The 18,889-nt window shown below is 43.5% G+C and carries 18 protein-coding genes and 1 pseudogene; all 19 read right to left on the bottom strand.

The features are described from left to right. Nucleotides 1–57 precede the first annotated feature (57 nt). On the bottom strand, nt 58–387 hold the full coding sequence (locus QZ169_RS02345) for a hypothetical protein (protein WP_002922726.1): 330 nt from the start codon (nt 385–387) through the stop codon (nt 58–60). Between the two features lie 45 nt (nt 388–432). Next, a complete protein-coding gene (locus tag QZ169_RS02340) occupies nt 433–1,317 on the bottom strand; it encodes an ROK family protein (protein ID WP_002922727.1) in 885 nt (294 codons plus the stop codon). Between the two features lie 33 nt (nt 1,318–1,350). Next, nucleotides 1,351–2,268 carry an N-acetylneuraminate lyase gene (locus QZ169_RS02335; RefSeq protein ID WP_002922729.1) on the bottom strand — a complete coding sequence of 306 codons (918 nt, stop codon included), beginning with the start codon at nt 2,266–2,268 and terminating at the stop codon, nt 1,351–1,353. A 34-nt stretch (nt 2,269–2,302) separates the two neighbouring features. After that, nucleotides 2,303–2,953 carry a DUF624 domain-containing protein gene (locus QZ169_RS02330; RefSeq protein WP_002922731.1) on the bottom strand — a complete coding sequence of 217 codons (651 nt, stop codon included), beginning with the start codon at nt 2,951–2,953 and terminating at the stop codon, nt 2,303–2,305. Between the two features lie 21 nt (nt 2,954–2,974). Beyond that, nucleotides 2,975–3,427: a YhcH/YjgK/YiaL family protein gene (locus QZ169_RS02325; protein WP_002922732.1), complete on the bottom strand. Its 453-nt coding sequence runs from the start codon at nt 3,425–3,427 to the stop codon at nt 2,975–2,977. Between the two features lie 4 nt (nt 3,428–3,431). Beyond that, nucleotides 3,432–4,262 (bottom strand): carbohydrate ABC transporter permease, encoded by an 831-nt coding sequence (locus QZ169_RS02320; RefSeq protein ID WP_002905745.1) that lies wholly within the window; start codon nt 4,260–4,262, stop codon nt 3,432–3,434. Nucleotides 4,263–4,278: 16 nt separating this feature from the next. Further along, nucleotides 4,279–5,166, bottom strand: a complete 888-nt coding sequence (locus tag QZ169_RS02315) for a carbohydrate ABC transporter permease (protein ID WP_032906291.1) — start codon at nt 5,164–5,166, stop codon at nt 4,279–4,281. A gap of 95 nt (nt 5,167–5,261) precedes the next feature. Beyond that, entirely contained in the window at nt 5,262–6,581 is a 1,320-nt protein-coding gene (locus tag QZ169_RS02310; protein WP_002926440.1) for an ABC transporter substrate-binding protein, read from the bottom strand. Nucleotides 6,582–6,838: 257 nt separating this feature from the next. After that, entirely contained in the window at nt 6,839–7,975 is a 1,137-nt protein-coding gene (locus QZ169_RS02305; protein WP_002931787.1) for an ABC transporter ATP-binding protein, read from the bottom strand. A 13-nt stretch (nt 7,976–7,988) separates the two neighbouring features. Then, nucleotides 7,989–8,687 carry an N-acetylmannosamine-6-phosphate 2-epimerase gene (locus tag QZ169_RS02300; RefSeq protein WP_048773683.1) on the bottom strand — a complete coding sequence of 233 codons (699 nt, stop codon included), beginning with the start codon at nt 8,685–8,687 and terminating at the stop codon, nt 7,989–7,991. A gap of 378 nt (nt 8,688–9,065) precedes the next feature. Further along, nucleotides 9,066–10,067, bottom strand: coding sequence for an acetylxylan esterase (locus QZ169_RS02295; RefSeq protein WP_295504642.1), 1,002 nt, complete (start codon nt 10,065–10,067; stop codon nt 9,066–9,068). 116 nt (nt 10,068–10,183) lie between these two features. Next, nucleotides 10,184–10,864 (bottom strand): DUF6796 family protein, encoded by a 681-nt coding sequence (locus QZ169_RS02290; protein WP_002901985.1) that lies wholly within the window; start codon nt 10,862–10,864, stop codon nt 10,184–10,186. An 81-nt stretch (nt 10,865–10,945) separates the two neighbouring features. Beyond that, a pseudogene (locus QZ169_RS02285) lies at nt 10,946–11,050 on the bottom strand (shikimate dehydrogenase); the annotation flags it as partial. An 81-nt stretch (nt 11,051–11,131) separates the two neighbouring features. Continuing rightward, complete coding sequence (gene adhE / locus QZ169_RS02280; RefSeq protein WP_227965189.1) at nt 11,132–13,786, bottom strand: bifunctional acetaldehyde-CoA/alcohol dehydrogenase; 2,655 nt, start codon at nt 13,784–13,786, stop codon at nt 11,132–11,134. 303 nt (nt 13,787–14,089) lie between these two features. Then, nucleotides 14,090–15,895, bottom strand: coding sequence for an acyltransferase family protein (locus QZ169_RS02275; protein WP_295504788.1), 1,806 nt, complete (start codon nt 15,893–15,895; stop codon nt 14,090–14,092). Further along, nucleotides 15,885–16,310, bottom strand: a complete 426-nt coding sequence (locus QZ169_RS02270) for an MORN repeat-containing protein (protein WP_295504638.1) — start codon at nt 16,308–16,310, stop codon at nt 15,885–15,887. Before QZ169_RS02270 ends, QZ169_RS02275 begins: the two co-directional genes overlap by 11 nt. Beyond that, nucleotides 16,303–16,725: a low molecular weight protein-tyrosine-phosphatase gene (locus QZ169_RS02265; protein WP_295504636.1), complete on the bottom strand. Its 423-nt coding sequence runs from the start codon at nt 16,723–16,725 to the stop codon at nt 16,303–16,305. Before QZ169_RS02265 ends, QZ169_RS02270 begins: the two co-directional genes overlap by 8 nt. Before the next feature lie 275 nt (nt 16,726–17,000). Then, a complete protein-coding gene (locus QZ169_RS02260) occupies nt 17,001–17,570 on the bottom strand; it encodes a nucleotidyltransferase family protein (RefSeq protein ID WP_295504634.1) in 570 nt (189 codons plus the stop codon). Then, nucleotides 17,567–18,565 carry a Holliday junction branch migration DNA helicase RuvB gene (gene ruvB, locus QZ169_RS02255; protein WP_295504632.1) on the bottom strand — a complete coding sequence of 333 codons (999 nt, stop codon included), beginning with the start codon at nt 18,563–18,565 and terminating at the stop codon, nt 17,567–17,569. Before ruvB ends, QZ169_RS02260 begins: the two co-directional genes overlap by 4 nt. Between the last annotated feature and the right edge of the window lie 324 nt (nt 18,566–18,889).

The following is an 18,889-nucleotide window of genomic DNA, read 5'->3' as shown; positions in this document are numbered from 1 at the left end:
ACGAATCAGGATTTTCTGACTCGTTTTCTTTTTTGGTCTAAATTTTTCCTCTTTCTTTCACAAGGGGAGGATTGGCCCATAGATTTCTAATTGGGGCTGAACTTTTTCCATATGAAAGGCATCGTAGGCACGCCACTTTTGATAAGTAGGCTGATCCAGTTTGAGGCTACTAAGACCAATTAAAAAACTAGCACTTTTATGGAAGCTTTCAAGAGCAATGAGAAGACGGTTATCCAGGGCCTTGGTTTTCTCCAAGCTCCTTAAAACTTCTGCTAAGCACTCGTAAAAGCGGATTTCATCTCTTGACCGAATTGCCTTCTTTTGAAAATCTTCCATCAAAGAACCTAGAAGCTGAGCAGCTTCCTGAATGAAACTTCTTTCTGCCATTTGATTTTCCTCTTAAAAGACAAGGAACCTGAGAAAAATCTCAGGTTAAACTTGTCTATTTTTGAAATGATAGTAGGCTCCAAACATACCCGCAGTATTTTGATGATGAGCAAAGGCCAGTTTGGTTTTGTCAGCAATGCTTGGAACCAAAGCATCCTGCAAAGCCGCCTGAATACGCGGTCTAAGGATAGCTTCTTGTCCCATGATGCCTCCGCCTAGAATAACAACTTCTGGATTAACGACATAGCAGATATTGGCAATTCCTTGACCCAGATAGCCAACCATGCGATCGATGCCTTCGATACAGAGTTTATTGCCCTCAGTTGCTTCTTTGAAAATCCGACGGCCATTCCAATACTCTGCGTCTTCTCCATGTAGCTCAGCCACATAATTGACCAGAGCTGTTGTAGATGCCACATCTTGGAAAGCTCCGTCTGGTAGATGCAGGTATCCGACCTCACAAGCAGAGTTACTAAAGCCATGGAAGACCTGACCATCTACGACCAGACAGCCTCCAATACCTGTACCGATTGTCAAACAAAGGGCAATCTTCGCTCCCTTGCCACTACCCGACATAGCCTCCGCCAGACCAGCACAGTTGACATCATTTTCAATCTCACAAGGCAGGGAGAATGTTTCTTCCAGCACTTTTTTGAACTGGGTCCCAGCGTAATTAGGAATCTGTGGCCCAGCATAGAAAATTTCACCCTTGTCTGGATCCACCATACCAGCCGAAGAAATACAAATCCCAGCCAGAGGTCCTTTTTCTAAATAGGCTGCAACAATCGCTTCAACCTTTTGCATAATTCCCGGACCACCTTTGTGGGCCTCTGTCGGCATTTCATGTGCTTCCACCAAGGTCTCAGCCTCGTTGATCAAGCCATACTTGATATTGGTACCGCCAATATCAATGGCAACATAGTGTTTCATAGCACACCTTCTCTCTAGTGTTTATCCTGTTGCTTATAAAAATTGCTCCTTGGTTTGTCTAATCAATTGAGCAGCTTCTTCCACAATTGGCCGATCACTTTCGTGTAGCGGTGTTAGAGGAGAACGGACAGATCCGATGGTCAAGCCTTCATTAATTTCCAAAACACCCTTTATAACAGCGTACATATTGCCGCGGGCACTGGTTAATTTTCCGATGATTGCATTTATCGCATATTGCAATTCTTTAGCCCGTTCCAATTCCTTGTCAGCAATCAATTGATTGAGTTTGAGAAAGAGCTCTGGCATAGCCCCGTATGTACCACCGATACCGGCTGCAGCACCCATAAGACGGCCACCTAAGAATTGCTCATCTGGACCATTAAAGACCACATGATCTTCTCCCCCAAGAGCTACAAAGGTCTGAATATCCTGCACTGGCATTGAAGAGTTCTTCACACCAATCACGCGCTCATTCTTGAGCATTTCCTTGTAAAGGCTAGGAGTTAAGGCTACACCAGCCAGCTGAGGGATATTATAAATCACGAAATCAGTATTAGGCGCCGCCGCACTGATGTCATTCCAATATTGGGCAACCGAATACTCTGGCAAACGGAAATAAATCGGCGGAATAGCTGCAATAGCATCGACTCCCAAACTTTCCGCATGACGAGCCAGCTCCACGCTGTCTTTAGTATTGTTGCAAGCCACATGGGCAATGATAGTCAGACGCCCCTTAGCAACTTTCATCACTTCTTCTAGAACCCGTTTTCGGTCTTCTACACTCAGATAGATACACTCGCCCGAAGAACCGTTGACATAAAGACCTTGTACGCTCTTGGCGATGAAATATTCCACTAAAGCGCGAGTCCGCTCCGGGCTGATTTCACCTTCCTCGTCATAGCAAGCGTAGAAAGCAGGAATGACACCTTGGTATTTGGTCATATTTTTCATTTTCTTTTATCTCCAAATCTAGAATTTCTATAAATTAAGGCTTTTCGTATTTGGCAAAAATCTTCTCTAAAACAGTAATCTGCGTGAAGGCCAATCCAGCAAAACCGATTAAAACAAAGAGCGATAGCCCTAGTAAAAGTAAAAGTCCTGAACTAAGAAGCACTGTCAAAATAGCTACTAGAATAGCTATCATCAGGAAAAACCAAGGAAAGTTAAGACTGAGCAAAACTAGACTAGTCTGTAACCCACCTATAAGAGACTGCTCAAATCGGCCAGCCAGTGGATAAACACACAGAAAAAGCGCTGTTGTAAAGATAAGAAGAGCAAAGCAGGCAACTTTCAGTATTTGAAAAGGTAGAGCCTCCTGACCCCAGATAAGAAGAAGGTCAAAAATACTGATAGCAGACAGCATCAGCTCCAGCAGGCCCAACTTGAAGCCCAACTGCCAATTTTCTCGGAAGGCCTTGATATAGACAGCCGTTACTTTTACACGACGACCGCCTTTGATCTCAAAAAGAGTTTGATAGAGGCTTAGCTTCGCAATACCGATGGTTAGAAGAGGCAGAGATGTCAGCAGAAAAAGCAAGTTTACTGTCGCTAAATCAAGGATTTTCTCACAAATCTGCATAAAGAAATTATCCGTATCAAAAATAGTCTCTATCAATCGAGCACCTCTTTTATCCATTGCTAGCCTCCTTTTCAAATATTAATCCAACAAAACTTTAAATACACACTTTTTAACTGTCTCTTCTCTGCCAGCAAATTGATTAGGCTGGTGGGCTTCTTCTGGCAAAAAAGCAGCAAAATTGAAACCGTCTAACAAGAGCGGATAAGTCTGTTTGCAAACAACAAAACCAATATCTCGCCCTTCATCATAGGCTTCCTGAACTTCTCTAATCTGACAGCCATATTGGATCAGTTCATGCCCTTCCAAAAGAAAGTGCAGGTCCAAGTATCTCTGGTGAAATTCAAAGCTTTCCTCTTGCTGCTGACTGAGAGTATTTTCCTGCAAAAAGAAGAAGACCCTATCACCATCTACTTCATAGCGCCCTGAGTTTAGATTAGATACATCGTGACTCAGGAGATAATCAATGGCTGTATCGATATTTTCGTGAATCCCTCGATAGCGAACAAGATTCTCTAATTGATCAAAAATCATATTTCTATCCCTTAACAGCTCCCATCGTGATTCCTTGTGTGAAGGATTTTTGGAAGATGAGGAAGACTGCCACAATTGGCACTGCAGCCAAAGCTGCTCCAGCCATAATGAGGCCATAGTTGGTTGCCATTTCAGCCTGCATAGTCGCAACCCCGAGCGAGATTGTCAGATTCTGACGAGATGTCAACATAACCAGCTGCATAAAGTAGTCGTTCCAGGTATTGATAAAGGTGAAAATAGCTAGAGCCGCAAAGCCCGGTTTGACAATCGGGAAAGCAACACTCCAGAAAGTCCGAATTTCGCCACAACCGTCGATCTTTGCAGACTCAAGAAGCTCTGTCGGGATATTTTCACTGAACTGCTTCATTAGAAAAACTCCGAAAGGCCAGCCAACCAACGGTAAGATTACTGCAGCCAAGGTATCGTGAATTCCCATGAAATTAACAATACGCACTAATGGTACCAGTACTACTTGCTTAGGCAAAGCCATGGCCGCAATGAAGATGGCAAAAAGAATCCGTTGACCATAGAACCGCTTCTTGGCCAAAACATATCCTGCCAAAGAAGAAGTAGCACAGACCAGAAACATGGTCGCAAGCGAAATGAAAACACTATTCCACATCCATTGCATGGCTGGATTTTGCACCATCAATTGCTGGAAGTTTTCAACCGTTGGCATTTTTGGCCACCATTCTGGCGGAATGACAATCGTTGCTGGTTGAGACTTGAAAGCTCCTGTCAAAATCCAATAGAAAGGAAAGACAAAGAGGATGGTTAATATGGCCAAAACAAAGCCTGATACCACCTTAAAAACGTTCATTTTTTTAGTTTGCATCTTCTTTCTCCTTTCTCTAGTATTCTACATCGTTTCCAAGAATCTTGAATTGGGCAAAGCTGATGATGGCAATCATGACTGCTAAAAAGACTCCCATGGTATTAGCATAGCCGTATTCAGATAACTTGAAGGCTTTTTCATACAGATAGTACATGAGCGTACTGGTTGAATAATTAGGTCCGCCTGATGTCAAGAGCTGAATCAAGGCAAAACACTGGAATGAGTTAATTGTAGTAATGATAGCAATGTAAAGGGTTGTTGGAAGCAGGCTAGGCCATTTGATCTTCCAGAAGACTTGCATTTCTGTTGCACCATCCACTCGTGCAGCCTCAACTAGAGAATTATCAATATTTCCCATTGCTGCGATATAGAGAATGATAGGCTGGCCCACAGAAGTTGTTAAGAGAATAATGATAATCGCTAGCAATGCCCAATGTTTATCCCCAAGCCAAGAAATATTTTGATTGATGACATGGCCTGACTTCAAAACAAAGTTCAAAATACCAGACAGCGGATCGTAGATCCATTTCCATACGACCGTCACAGCTACGCTCCCTGTAACAACTGGCAGGAAGAATACAAAACGGTAAAAGGAACGAGAGACAGCATTCATCTCATAAGTCTGCGAAGCCACAAACAAAGAGAAGAGAACTACAATCGGCACAGAGCCGACCACGATAATGACCGTATTAATCAGCGATTTCATAAAGACCGGATCTTTAAACATCCGAATATAATTATCAAATCCGACAAAAGTAAAGGAGGTCATCGTATAGTTAAAAAAACTAGTAACAAAACCCATAATCATAGGTGCCAAGACAAATACCGTGAAAAATATCAGTATTGGAGCTAAAAACGCGTATGATACTAGGGTTTCTTTCATTCTGATTTTATTGACTTTCACAATGAGGTACCCCTCTTTCAAGATTTTCTAACAAAATCCCCCTTTTTCTACTTCTAGAAACCGTCAACAGAAAAAGGGGAGGATTTCACATTTGCTTATTTTTTAGTAATAGTTTCGTTTGCTTTTTCTGTAAATGTCTTCAAAGCAGGTTCAACCTTTTCATCACCATTGGATACAGATTGGAGCATTGGGAACCAAAGGGTTCTCATTTCCGCAAAGCCATCAATCGTGTTGTAATATGGTGAATAGTACTGAGTCCAGCCACTGATGGTTTCCATACGTTTATCATCATAGAGTTTTCCAAATGAAGTACGAACTGGGAAAGCACCTGTACGAACTACATTCTTAGGTCCCCACTCTTTGTCATCAGCGATAAATTGGACGAATTTCTTAGAAGCTGCTACTTTCTTTTCATCTTTATTGTTAAAGACTGCAAATCCGTTTACAAGATATTCAAGAGCTGGTTTGCCAGATTCTGATGGGAACGGTACTTCCACCACATCGACTTTGCTGGCTTCTAAAAGTTGTGCTTGAATACCATTTTGAGAAGGAGCCCAAAGAAGAGTGTAGGATGTTTGGCCGTTAGCAAAGTTTTGAATATCTGCTCCACCATCATATTGAGAGCCGTTCATCATCAAACCGTCGTTAATCCAGCCAACTGCTTTTTCCAGTCCTTTGACAAACTTAGGATCATCAGTTGTGTATTTGGTAACTTTTTCGTCTGTAATAGATCCGCCGTAAAGATTAGCGATGAAGGCACGAGTTCCTTGGTCACCACCTTGACCATTACTAAAGAGGGAACCTGGAGTGTAGCCTTTATCTTTCAGAGCTTTCAGCACTTTTTCAAAATCAGATGTTGTCCAGCCTTCCTTGACAAGATTTGCTACACCAGCATCTTCCAACATTTTCTTATTGAAAGCCATATAGAATGGAGCAGAGCTGATAGGATACATGTAAGCCTTGTCTCCTGCCTTGCTGGCTTGGATAATGTTATCATTATTGACATCTTTGACAAAGTCATCAGTAAAGAGATCATTCAAATCAGCTAATTTACCATTTTTTCCATACTGGATAATCCGACCTGGTGCATCAAACAAAACATCCGGTGCTGTGCCTGCTTCGATAGCGGTCGTAATCTTTTCAGGACCAGATTTAAAGTCAATAGTTTCTAGATTGACGTGAATATCTGGGTTCGCTTTTTCAAAAGCCTCGATAATTGATTTTTCATAAGTTCCAACACCATCGTTGGCATTTTCCTGTGTGAAGACTGGGAAAGCCCACCAAGTAATCTCTGTTTTGCCAGAATTACTGCCCGAGCTAGCTGTTTTATCTGATCCGCCACTGTTTCCACAAGCTGCTAAAGAAACAATTGCAGCACCTGTCAATAACGATGCGAATAATTTTCCGAATTTCATATTCTTTTCTCCTTAAAAATGAATTTCTCTTAAATCTAGTCCTTTTCTTTACAAAAACTGAGAGACTTATTTGTCTTTGTTTTTCCAGTTTCAAGTAAGGATTGGACCTGGTGACAGACATGGACCTGTTAGTCCTTCTTGTTTTACTGCTTCTTCAGAACAGTAAATAAGTATTTTTAGAACCTTAACTCGATAAATTCACTCCCTTTTAATAATTCTCTTTTTATAGATAGCGTTTTCATTTTTGTTTAAAATTCTTAGATTTTGATTCGCTCCTGACTATCAAAATCAAATATATGAGCCTTAGGCATCTTAAAGGTAAAGCGAATCTTAGAGCCAGGCTCCAAATAGTTAGAAGCTTCCACCTTGGCTGAAAATTCTTGTACGCCAGCCTTACAATAGAGAACAGACTCGCTGCCTAGCAACTCAGAAACGGTGACTTCAGCATCTACAGTGCTATCTGGAAAAGTGTCTTCCACTATCAACTCAGCCGAGATATCCTCTGGTCGAATGCCCAGTATCACTTTCTTTCCTTGATAGCCTTTTTCTTCTAGGATTTTACGCTGACCATCTGGAAGTCCAACAGCAAAACCTTGTCCGTCTGTAAGCTGATTGCCCTCTAAGTTCACTTCAAAGAAATTCATGGCTGGACTGCCGATAAAACCTGCCACAAATTTATTAGCTGGCTCGTTATAAAGTTCCTGAGGTGTACCGATTTGCTCAATTCGGCCGATAGTACCTGTTCCTGCTTCGTTCTTAGTAGCTGACATGATAACGATGCGGTCAGCCAAGGTCATGGCCTCGGTCTGATCGTGGGTTACATAGATTGTCGTCGCTCCGATACGGCGGTGAATTTTTGCGATTTCTGCCCGCATGGACACGCGCAGCTTAGCATCCAAGTTAGATAAAGGCTCATCCATAAGGAAGACCTTGGCATCACGGACAATCGCCCGCCCCATAGCTACCCGCTGACGCTGACCACCAGATAGGTCGGCTGGTTTACGATCCAGCAGTTCTTTCAGCCCAAGGATTTCCGCCGCTTCCTGAACTCTTTTGTCAATATCAGCCTTGTCATACTTGCGAAGCTTGAGTCCGAATGCCATATTGTCATAAACAGTCATGTGAGGATAAAGGGCATAATTTTGGAAAACCATGGCGATATCCCGATCTTTAGGAGCAATGTCATTGACAAGATTTTGATCAATATAGAGCTCCCCTTCTGTGATATCCTCAAGTCCTGCAATCATCCGCAAGGTTGTTGATTTCCCGCAACCGGAAGGTCCTACAAAAACGATAAACTCCTTATCCTTAATATCCAAATCAAAATTTTCAACAGAGTAAAAATCACTATTAGGATATTTTTTATATAGTTTATTTAGTGTTAAGGTTGTCATTCATCTACCTCACTTATTTTAATCCTGCAACAAAGCGCTCTGTAATTTCTTTAGGCCGAGTAATGGCTCCGCCGACAACGATGCCTCTTACACCCAAATCATGTATCTGCTTGGCTTGACTTGGATAATGAATCTTTCCTTCAGCGATGACGTCAAAGCCTGCTTGGCACAAGCGGCGGATGAGCTCAATGTCCGGTCCGTCAACCTTAGGGCTGTAGGAAGTGTAGCCCGACAAGGTCGTGCCGACAAAGTCTACACCAGCTTCTACAGCAGCAGCGGCTTCCTCATAGGTGCTGATATCTGCCATCAATAGCTGATGGGGATACTTGGCCTTGACCTGCTTGATGAAATCCGCAATTGTCAGGCCATCATGGCGCTCCCGCTTGGTACAGTCCAGAGCAATGACTTCAATATCCAGAGCAGCCAACTCATCCACTTCCCGCATGGTAGCCGTGATAAAAGGCTCTTGTGGCGGATAGTCGCGTTTGATAATTCCGATGATAGGCAGAGAAGTTACTTCCTTAATCTCCCGAATATCGCGAACGCTATTAGCTCGAATACCTACAGCACCGCCCTGCTCAGCTGCCTTGACCAAGAGAGGAATGACTCCTCCAGCTTCCGTATAAAGCGGCTCCTGGGGCAAGGCTTGACAGGAAACAATGATGCCGTCTTTAATCTTGGCTATCAAGTCATCTTTTAAAATCTGTGACATGAATATACAATCTCCTTTCGTAAGACGTCGGTCTGATCAGATAGTCTAACAACTACCTAGGACCTCAGGTGGAGCAGAGAAGAAGGCCGCAAACAAATATTTTTACTTCCTTATCCTGGACTCCGTTTTTTAACTCGAGTATTTCATAATGTTATTATAAATAATTTTTAAAGCGCTTTCAATATTGTTTGAAATTTAGATTTTAGTTTCCGAATTTTCCAGAAAAGCAGAAATTTCTGAAAGTACTTTCAGAAATCCGTTTTGTAGAAAAGTCAATGAAAGAGCAAGCAAACTTCTAAAAAGATTCTCACTTTCTATACTCCCTCAGGCAAGTAAAAAGGGCTAGGCCTTTACCTAGCCCCAAAGGGGGGACGAATATTATCTCTCGGATTTCAAGTCCGAAACGAGAGAAAGTCTTTTTATTTTGGTTCCGCAGAGCCAGTTAAAGACAGTATCGCTGACACGGACATTCATAGCCTCATGCCCATACTCAGGCAGGAGATGATACTCTTTTTCTCCAGCCAAGCTGTTATAGATGGCAAACTGCGTGATAGGATAGCAAACATCATCCTCTAGGCCAATAATCATCTGCACTGGACAGCTAATACGATGGGCCAGATTTTTCACGTCAATATAAGCAAGTGTCCGCAACAACTGCTCTTCTGTCTCATGAAAAGGATCATGGAATTTGAAATAACGAAAGAGCTCATCATAGGCTTCACTGGTATTGCCAATCTCCAAAACCCGTCTAAAGTCAGCAAGGAAGGGATAGATGGCTACAGTCTGCTTGATCCGAGAATTTAATGCAGCTGCTACCAAAGCCAAGGCTCCGCCCTGTGAGCCTCCAAAACTAGACAAACGGTTTTCATCCACGAAGTCCAAACCAGCCACTAGCTCGACCAAGGTGTAAACATCCAGATAGACATCCTTGAAAAAGAGCTGATCCGGTCCATCTAGAGCCCCGCGGATAATATGTCCTTTAACAGTATTGCCGCGGACTTCTCTATCACCATCCAGTGAATATCCTGACTGACCACGAACATCCATCGACACCACACCCCAGCCCGCTGCCGTATAGGCCAGCATATCAGACCAATCCCATCCCTGCCCCATATAACCATGAAAATGAAACAATACCGGAACTTTTTCTGATAACTTAGGCACAACTAGCTTAGCGTAGATTTGTCCACCGTTTCCAGACTTGAAGGTTAGCTCATAGCAAGTCGCATATGCAATTTGAAAATCTTTTTCCAGCAACTGGTAGTCCTGAGGCACTTCCAACTCCGCCACTTGTTTATTCCAAAAGGTATCAAAATCGTCGGGCATTTCATCTCTTCCGCGATAATGTAAACATTCTTTAAGTAAAGTAGGGTTTTTCATGTCTTATCCTCCCAACGATTCTTGAAACCTCTTTCATCATACCACAGAAATAGAAATTTTTCAATAGGTTAACATATAGATTTTCTGTTTTTTCTGAAATTTAACCGATTCACTGCCTAAGAACCTATATGAAGCAGGAGCAGTAAATAGAACAAACTAAATCCTATATTTAGGCCAGCTCCGTTAAGGTAGGGACGTCCGATTCTCAGCTTTTCTACTAGTAAGATAGTTAACAGACTGAGCGGTAAAGGGGTCAGCAGCCCCAGATAAGCAGGCAATATTGTCTGACCGGCAACTATTAGCAGTGAGTAAATGAGCCAACCTAGACCTGTCAGAGCGATAGCTGTCCGCCAGGTTATATCTAGAAAGAGCACTGCTTCATTGATAAGCTCGCTGTCTTCGTCTGAGCAGACCTGTCCGTTGCTTCGTTTATAAGCCTTTTTGCTGATGATCCCAACGTAGTAAAAAGCCACATGTGCCACTGGCGATAGGGCAAATCCAATTCCTAACAAGGCTATTGACAGGTAGGCCCACAAGCCCTTATTTGTCAAACCAAAGAGAGCATAAAGCGAGACTAACATAAGAGGAATTGAGAAGTTAGCCACCAGAGCACCCAGACGCAGCCGATTGACAGAACCAGACAGCATCAGCATAGCCAGATTCTTATTGCCAATCCGACTCTGCTCCGTAAAGTAGGCATAACTTTCCTTATCTACCTCAAAGCCAACCAGCAGAATATCCCCCAATAACCAGCAAAGACCACTCAACAGCCCAGCCCATAAAGATAAAAAAATCACATTACTCTCCTTTTTTCATTCTCCTCTTATCTTAGCACAAAAGCTCACTTAATCACAAGTAATCAGAAGGTTTACGTCTTTTTACCCCAGCAAGCTCCTTTCGTTAAGAGACCTAGAGCTCACGTCGCTACGCTCCTCAGCATCCATGTCTCTAAGCTTGGCTTCGACCAATGGTCTTGCCTCGCTAAGACACATAGAAAAATCCCCCACCAAAGGGCAGGGGATGACCGACAAACTGTCTTATTTTTAATTGAGGAAGCTGCTCGCTTATTTGCGGCGTCCTGGGCGTTCCTTGTAGCCATAGTATGCGTCTTCGATGATTTCCTGCATGTGGTCAACCATTGGAAGGCGTGGGTTGGCTGGAGAGCATTGATCTTCATAAGCAAGGAAGGCCAATTCGCGTGAATGTTCTTTCCATTCTTTTTCGTCAATACCTTGAGCCTTGAAGTTCATTTCGATACCGACACGTTCTCCCAGTTCATAAACAGCTTTTGCGTAAGATTCCACACCTTCTTCTGGAGTAGAAGCTGGCAAGCCAAGCATGCGAGCAATGTCTTGGTATTTCTCATCCGCACGGTAGTAGTTGTACTTAGGCCATGTCGCTGTCTTAGCTGGACGTGTACCGTTGTAGCGGATTACATATGGCAGCAAGATCGCATTGGTACGACCGTGGATCGTATGGAACTGAGCACCAATCTTATGGGCCATAGAGTGGGAAATTCCCAGGAAGGCATTGGCAAAGGCCATACCAGCGATAGTAGAGGCATTGTGCATCTTTTCGCGAGAGTGGAAGTCTGCGTTCTTAACAGAGCTTTCCAGGTTTTCAAAGACTAGTTTGATTGCTTGGAGAGCCAAACCATCCGTAAAGTCGCTTGCCATCTGAGATACATAAGCTTCTGTTGCGTGAGTCAGCACGTCCATACCAGTGTCTGCTGCAACAAATCCTGGAACAGTCAGTACCAGAGCTGGGTCTACGATGGCTACAGTTGGAGTCAGAGAGTAGTCAGCGATTGGGTACTTACGGTTGTTAGCCTTGTCAGAGATAACGGCAAATGGTGTCACTTCTGAACCTGTACCAGATGTTGTAGGAATTGCGATAAACTTAGTCTTCTTACCAAGCAACGGGAATTTGAAGGCACGTTTACGGATATCCATGAATTTTTGCACAAGGTCACGGAAGTCCACTTCTGGTTGCTCATAGAAGAGCCACATGACTTTAGCTGCGTCCATTGGTGAACCACCACCAAGCGCGATGATTGTATCAGGTTTGAAGGTACGCATAATCTCTGTACCACGTTCAACTGTAGTAATATCTGGATCTGGTTCTACGTCTGCAAAGATTTGGTAAACAACCTTATTACGACGAAGATCGAGTTGTTCGATGATACGATCTAGGAAACCAAGCTCTACCATCGCATGGTCTGTTACGATCATGACACGTTCCACATCACGACACTTTTGCAGATATTGGATAGAGTCACGCTCGAAGTAAGTTTTTGAAGGGAGTTTCATCCATTGCATATTATTTCTACGTCTTCCTACTTTTTTGATGTTCAAGAGATTCACAGCACTAACGTTATCACCTACTGAGTTGCGGCCATAAGATCCACAGCCAAGAGTCAGTGATGGCAGGAAGGCATTATAAACATCCCCGATACCGCCGAAAGTAGAAGGTGAGTTGCAAATAACACGGATGGCACGAACAGCCTTACCAAATTCCTTAGTCAATTCTTCGTCCGCTGTATGGATAGCAGCTGAGTGACCAAGACCATGGAATTCTACCATTTGACGGGCCTTTTCAACACCGTCTTCACGGGATTCAGACTTGAGAACAGCGATGACAGGTGACAGTTTTTCACGTGTCAATGGCTCTTTTTCACCAACTTCTTTACACTCTGCAGCCAAGATATTCGTATCTTCTGGCACGCTGAAGCCTGCTTGCTCTGCAATCCAAGTAGCTGGCTTACCAACGATATCCGGATTGAGCTTAGCACCAGCACAGTTTTTGCTATTAGCCTTAGCACCGAAGCAGAATTCTTCCAACAGAGCTTTTTCTTTCTTATTTACAAAGTAAGTATGATAAGATTTGAACTCTTCTACAAATTCATCATAAACTTCCTTATCAATGATAACAGCTTGCTCAGAAGCACAGACCATACCATTGTCAAAGGATTTAGACATAACGATATCGTGCGCTGCTTGACGGATATTAGCTGATTTTTCTACGTAAGCTGGTACGTTTCCGGCACCAACCCCAAGAGCTGGCTTACCACATGAGTAAGCTGCCTTCACCATTGCGTTACCACCTGTCGCAAGGATTGTTGCAATCCCTTCGTGGTTCATAAGTGCAGAAGTTGCTTCCATAGATGGTTGTGTAATCCATTGCACACAGTTTTCAGGCGCACCTGCTGCAATCGCTGCATCACGCACGATTTGTGCTGCATGAGCAGAAGATTCTTGAGCTGATGGGTGGAAAGCAAAGATAATCGGATTACGCGTTTTTAAGGAAATCAAAGCCTTAAAAATAGCTGTTGAAGTTGGGTTAGTTGTTGGAGTAATTCCGCAGACAACACCCACTGGCTCCGCAATCAAGGTTAAACCAGTCACATCATCTTCTTCAATAACGCCGACAGTTTTCGTATGGCGCATATTATTCACAACGTGCTCACAGGCGAAAAGGTTTTTAGTTGCCTTATCTTCAAAAACTCCGCGACCCGTTTCTTCATAAGCATGCAGAGCCAACTCACCATGGGCATCCAAAGCTGCTACAGAGGCCTTGGCTACGATGTAGTCCACCTGTTCCTGATTCAGCTTTCTCATTTCCTCGAGTGCAACCAGACCTTTTTGCACCAATTCGTCGACATGCTTTTGCGCTGCCAAAGCCTTGTCTTCTTGTTCTACCGTTTTCTTCTTTTCAGCCATTCTATTCCTCCAATGGTTTTGCCTTAGGTTAGACGAAGAACTCCAACCTTTGTTAAATATTTCACAATTCAATTATAACTTATTTAACGATTTTTGTAAACACTTTCACTTAACATTCACAAACTTTTCTCTATTGATTTGTGAAATAAGTAACAAATCTACTGATTTTACAGCCTATTCTTTTAGTTTTTGTGAAAAAATTTTTTATTTTTTAGAGATTTCACATACTTTTACTTTCACATAAAATTTGAAAGCGCTTTCTTATCTTAGATATAAAAAGCTCGGACGAACCGAGCTGATTATTTATGGTTTCACATTACCAGAATTTGCTTCATCTATGGCTTGCTTAATGGTATTGGCATAGAGAGTTCCCCCTTCAATGATGGACTCTGAGTTTGAGCCAAAGTGGACATAGTCTGTCCCTTCCCAAATCTGCGGATTTTCGATAGCAGTTTGATGCCAGTCGGCCACAAAGACATAGTCATACTTCTTGGCTAATTCTAGCTCATACTCCCGCTGCTGGGCCAAGACGCCGCCCTCTGAGCGACCGTCATAAGGGGTCACGAGGATCAGTTGATGACCCTTAGGCAGGCTGGAAACATACTCATCCAAAAGTTCATTCGAATAACCAGACGAATTGGTTCCAAGAGCCAGGACAACCTGCTTCTTCAGCACTCTATTAGCAATATCTGTCTTGTAGACCTCCAAGCCTGTACTCAGACTGCGACTAACGACAGTGTCTAGCTCGATTCCTGGCAAGATCTGCTGCAATTGTTCGCTTGAGCGTAGGGCAACGGAGTCACCAATCATGGTAATCCCGTCCGCCACATTGTACTCTGTCGCCTTGGACTGATCAACCTGACTTCGAGTTGTCTGCATCTTAGTGTCAGCTTGATTCAGAGCATTGACAATCAAACTTTCCTCAAAAGCTCCGACCTTTGGTGCTGTCACCGAGATAAAGAACATAATCAAAGTCAGCGGAATCATGCTGTAAAAGATTGGTCTGGTAAGAGACGATAGATCCATCTTGGTTCCCATGATAACCGGCTGACGACCAGCCAGAGTTGGCTCCAAAATATAGAAAGATAAGGCTGCAAAAGTAAGAGACAGCAGCGTGGTCAAGAGAACAGCCAAACCATTACCCATTAGCTGGGTGAAGATAATATAGAAAGGCCAGTGGAAAAGATAAACACCATAGCTGGTATCTGCGATAAAGTTGATAAGGCTAGGTTCCTTCACATCAGGGAGTTTATCATGCAGCATCCTAGCAGCAAAAATCATCAGACAGGCCAAAATAGTCGAAGTCAAGAACCCTACCAGATAGGTCCAAAGATTGTCAAACTTGAGTAGGAAGCTGAGCAAAAGCAAAACAGCTGCACTGCCCCCCATAATTCCTAGCACTTGCTTGAGAGCCAGCTTTTCTTCCAGCAGCTTAAAGCGACTGCTGACATGGCCGACACCAGACAAGGTAGCCAGAATGCTTCCTGCAAAGAAAGGAAAGACATGGGTCAAACTTGAGAAATAAATATCAGAGTAATTCTTAGTAGTCAAAGCGCCAGCAAACATTGATACAAAGCTGACCAAAAAGAGACCTGCAGAAACCAGCGCAATCATACCGCGATAGCGGGCTGTTGACTTGGCAACCTTGCCCAAGCCCCAAGCAGCCAAGCCCCAAAGAACATAATAGTGCACTTCTAAAGCCAGACTCCAAGTATGGATCAAGATGTGCGGCACAAACTGACTCTCATAACTGCCGCCTGAGAGCATTTCATAAAAGTTGGTCACAAAGCCCAAAGCAGCCGCAATCTGCGTCCCAATCCCAGCCACAAAATCCTTACGAATCAAGAGGGTAAAGGGCATAACGACCAAAATCATAAAGACCAGAGGTGGTACAATCCGATAAAAACGTCGTTTAAAAAAGCCTTGGATATCGATTTCTTTCTTCTTAGCAAACTCGTCAATAAGCAGAGCGGTAATCAAGAAGCCAGAAAAGGTAAAGAAGATATCCACGCCAATAAAACCGCCAGGGAAAACGCCCTGGAAGTAATGATAAAGCAGAACTAGAAGCAGCCCCGTGATTCTGACGAGCGAAAACCATTTAATGCGCATTTTGATAAATTCCTTGTTTAAACGTTCCTTCATAAACGACATTGCCTTCTGTCGTTAGCTTTCCTTGTCCATCAGCCTGACCCTTGCTGAAGTCCCCTTCATATTTCCAACCAGCTTGCGAGGTAAAGGTTCCTTTGCCGTCAAAGATGCCATTGCGAAATTGACCGCTATAACTGTCCCCATTTTGAAAAGTCATAGTCCCCTGACCGTTCATCTTCCCGCGAATCAAGGTTCCGTCATACTTGATTTTGCCCTGATCCAGCGTTAAAACGCCCTTACCAGGAATCCCCGAAGTAAAGACCAGAATAGCTGACAGTACAATGACCGTGACAGCCAAGAGTTCTAAATTCTGCCGGGTCAGATAGACCTTGTATTTATCGTAAAATTCTTTTACCTTATCCATATTCCTATCCATCCAAACGCTCTAGCCACTTCTTGCAGCCAGCCAAGACCAAATCATAGGTTTGGTCAAAATCTCCTGTGTACCAAGGATCTGGCACACTTTCTTCTTCAAACTGATAAATTTTATGCTGAAAATCCGCAGGCGCCATCCGCTTCAAATCTCGGACATTGCTTTCATCCATACCGATGACATAGTCAAAATCCGCAAAATCTGCTGCCGAAATCTGTTGAGAAGTCTTGTTCCTATCATAAGCAATCGCATATTCCTTAAAAATAGCCTGTGTCCCCCGATGAATGGGATTGCCGTGCTCCCAGCTTGAGGTTGCCCGGCTCTCGATTTTCAGATGGTCTGTTAAACTCTTCATGACAAACTCTGCCATCGGACTGCGGCAGATATTGCCCAAACATACAAATACAATTTTCTTCATAGAATACCTCGCTATCTATTATAACAAAATAATGGCAAAAACTAGCTCTGAATCGTTTACAGTTTCCTGATTCTCGTTGAAAACTGGCAAGCCTTGCCCCTCTCATGTCTGAAAATAGCAAAAAACCACCGTTTGGTGGCTTTTTGTAGGGAGATTATTTTTTAAAAAGAAAAAAGTTTTAGGAGTTAAGTTAATTTCTTAACTTGGCTATAGTATAATATCCATTCCTTAAAACTTCCTTAAAATAACTTAAACATTTTACTCTTAATTTTTACTTATTTATTAGGATAGTGGTATTCCAACTGCGGCCAGCGTTTCTGCCAATTCTTCTTAGCCAAGCGCTCAGCATACACACGCTGGCGCTCCTTATTTTCAAGAAAATGAGGAGTCGGTCTGACCTGAAAGTTTAAGATATCCTCCAAATCATAGGGAGCAAAAAGTTCCAGTTTGTCATTTGCCAGCAAGCGCAGTCCGATAGCCGTGCAGCGCTCAGGATACTTACTCATGGCTTCGCAAGCATTTTTATAAGGTGCCGTTCCAGGACTATGGCGGTGCATATAGGCTTGATTTCTCAGTTCCCATTGATACCGTGGCCAGTCTGCCTTGAGCTTGACTTCCAGCTCTATCGTCTCTGCCTCAGCATAAGTCGGATCAAAGAATATGACATCTACATCCGTCTCTGAGTCAAAACCTGGTCGCTCTGACAGCATATTCCAGATAAAATTCCTCACACATCCGGCCGCTAGCCAAGAATCCTTGAGCTCCAGACTGCGAATAATTTCCAAAATCGCTCGGATGTCTGAATCTTGACCTAGTCGGTCTAAAATCTCCTTTTCTGTCATCATTCCTTCATATACTCATATCCTAGATGCTCATAAGCTTTACGGGTAGCCACGCGCCCAGTCCGAGTTCGCATGACAAAGCCTTTCTGAATCAGGTAAGGCTCATACATATCCTCCACTGTTTCGCGCTCCTCAGCAATATTGACCGAGAGAGTCCCCAGCCCTACCGGACCGCCACCGTAGACCTCAATCATGGTCTTCAAAATCTTCTGGTCCACATAGTCCAGACCTTCCTGATCCACATCCAGCATGGAGAGAGCCTGGTCGGTTATCTTATCATCAATCAGGCCATTGCCCATAATCTGCGCGTAGTCCCGCACCCGCTTGAGCAAACGATTGGCAATCCGCGGCGTGCCTCGGCTACGCAAAGCAAGCTCCTTCGCAGCCTCGTGGGTAATAGCCATCTCAAAAATCTCTGCCGTCCGCTCGACAATTTCTGTCAGGTCGTCCGCTTCATAATACTCCATGTGACCAGTAATCCCAAAGCGAGCCCGCAGAGGATTGGACAGCATGCCTGCCCGAGTGGTCGCCCCAATCAGAGTGAAAGGCGGCAAATCCAGATGGACGCTGCGACTGGTCTCACCTGAGCCAATCATAATGTCGATGTAAAAGTCTTCCATAGCGCTGTACAGCACTTCCTCTACCGCCATTGGCAAGCGGTGAATCTCATCTATAAAGAGGACATCGCCCGGCTCAAGGTCATTTAAGATCGCAACCAAATCACCGGACTTTTCAATCACCGGACCTGAAGTTTGCTTGAGATTTACGCCTAGTTCATTGGCAATGACAAAGGCCATGGTCGTCTTCCCCAGACCCGGAGGGCCAAAAAGCAGGGTGTGATCCAGCGCCTCATCCCTTAGCTTAGCCGCTTCAATAAAAATCTTCAGCTGGTTCTTGACCTTATCCTGACCGATATACTCCTGTAAATACTGGGGACGCAAGGTGCGCTCCACCAATTCCTCATCACCCATTAATTCATTGTCTAAAATTCTACTCATAGAACTATTATAGCAGAAAATAAGGCAGAGGAAGCAAATCTAATTCGCGTCTGAACACAAAAAAAGACCACCGGATTGGGTGGCCTTTATGGGAGATTATTATGAAAAAGTTTAGGATTTCTATCAAATAAAGTTAGGAGGTCTTCATTTGATACTCATAGTATACTGCCCCTAACTTAAAGAAACCTTAACTTTGTATAACGTATCCTTTAAAATTTAACATTTGAGTTACAATCCGATAAACTTCCTGTCTTATTCTAAAATTTGAGCAAAAAAAGACCACCGGATTGGGTGGCCTTTATGGGAGATTATTATGAAAAAGTT

Source organism: uncultured Streptococcus sp. (assembly GCF_905372115.1).
In the GTDB taxonomy this organism is placed as follows: Bacteria; Bacillota; Bacilli; order Lactobacillales; family Streptococcaceae; genus Streptococcus.
The sequence above is the reverse complement of the archived record's forward strand: the minus strand, read 5'-3'. Positions and strand labels throughout refer to the sequence as shown.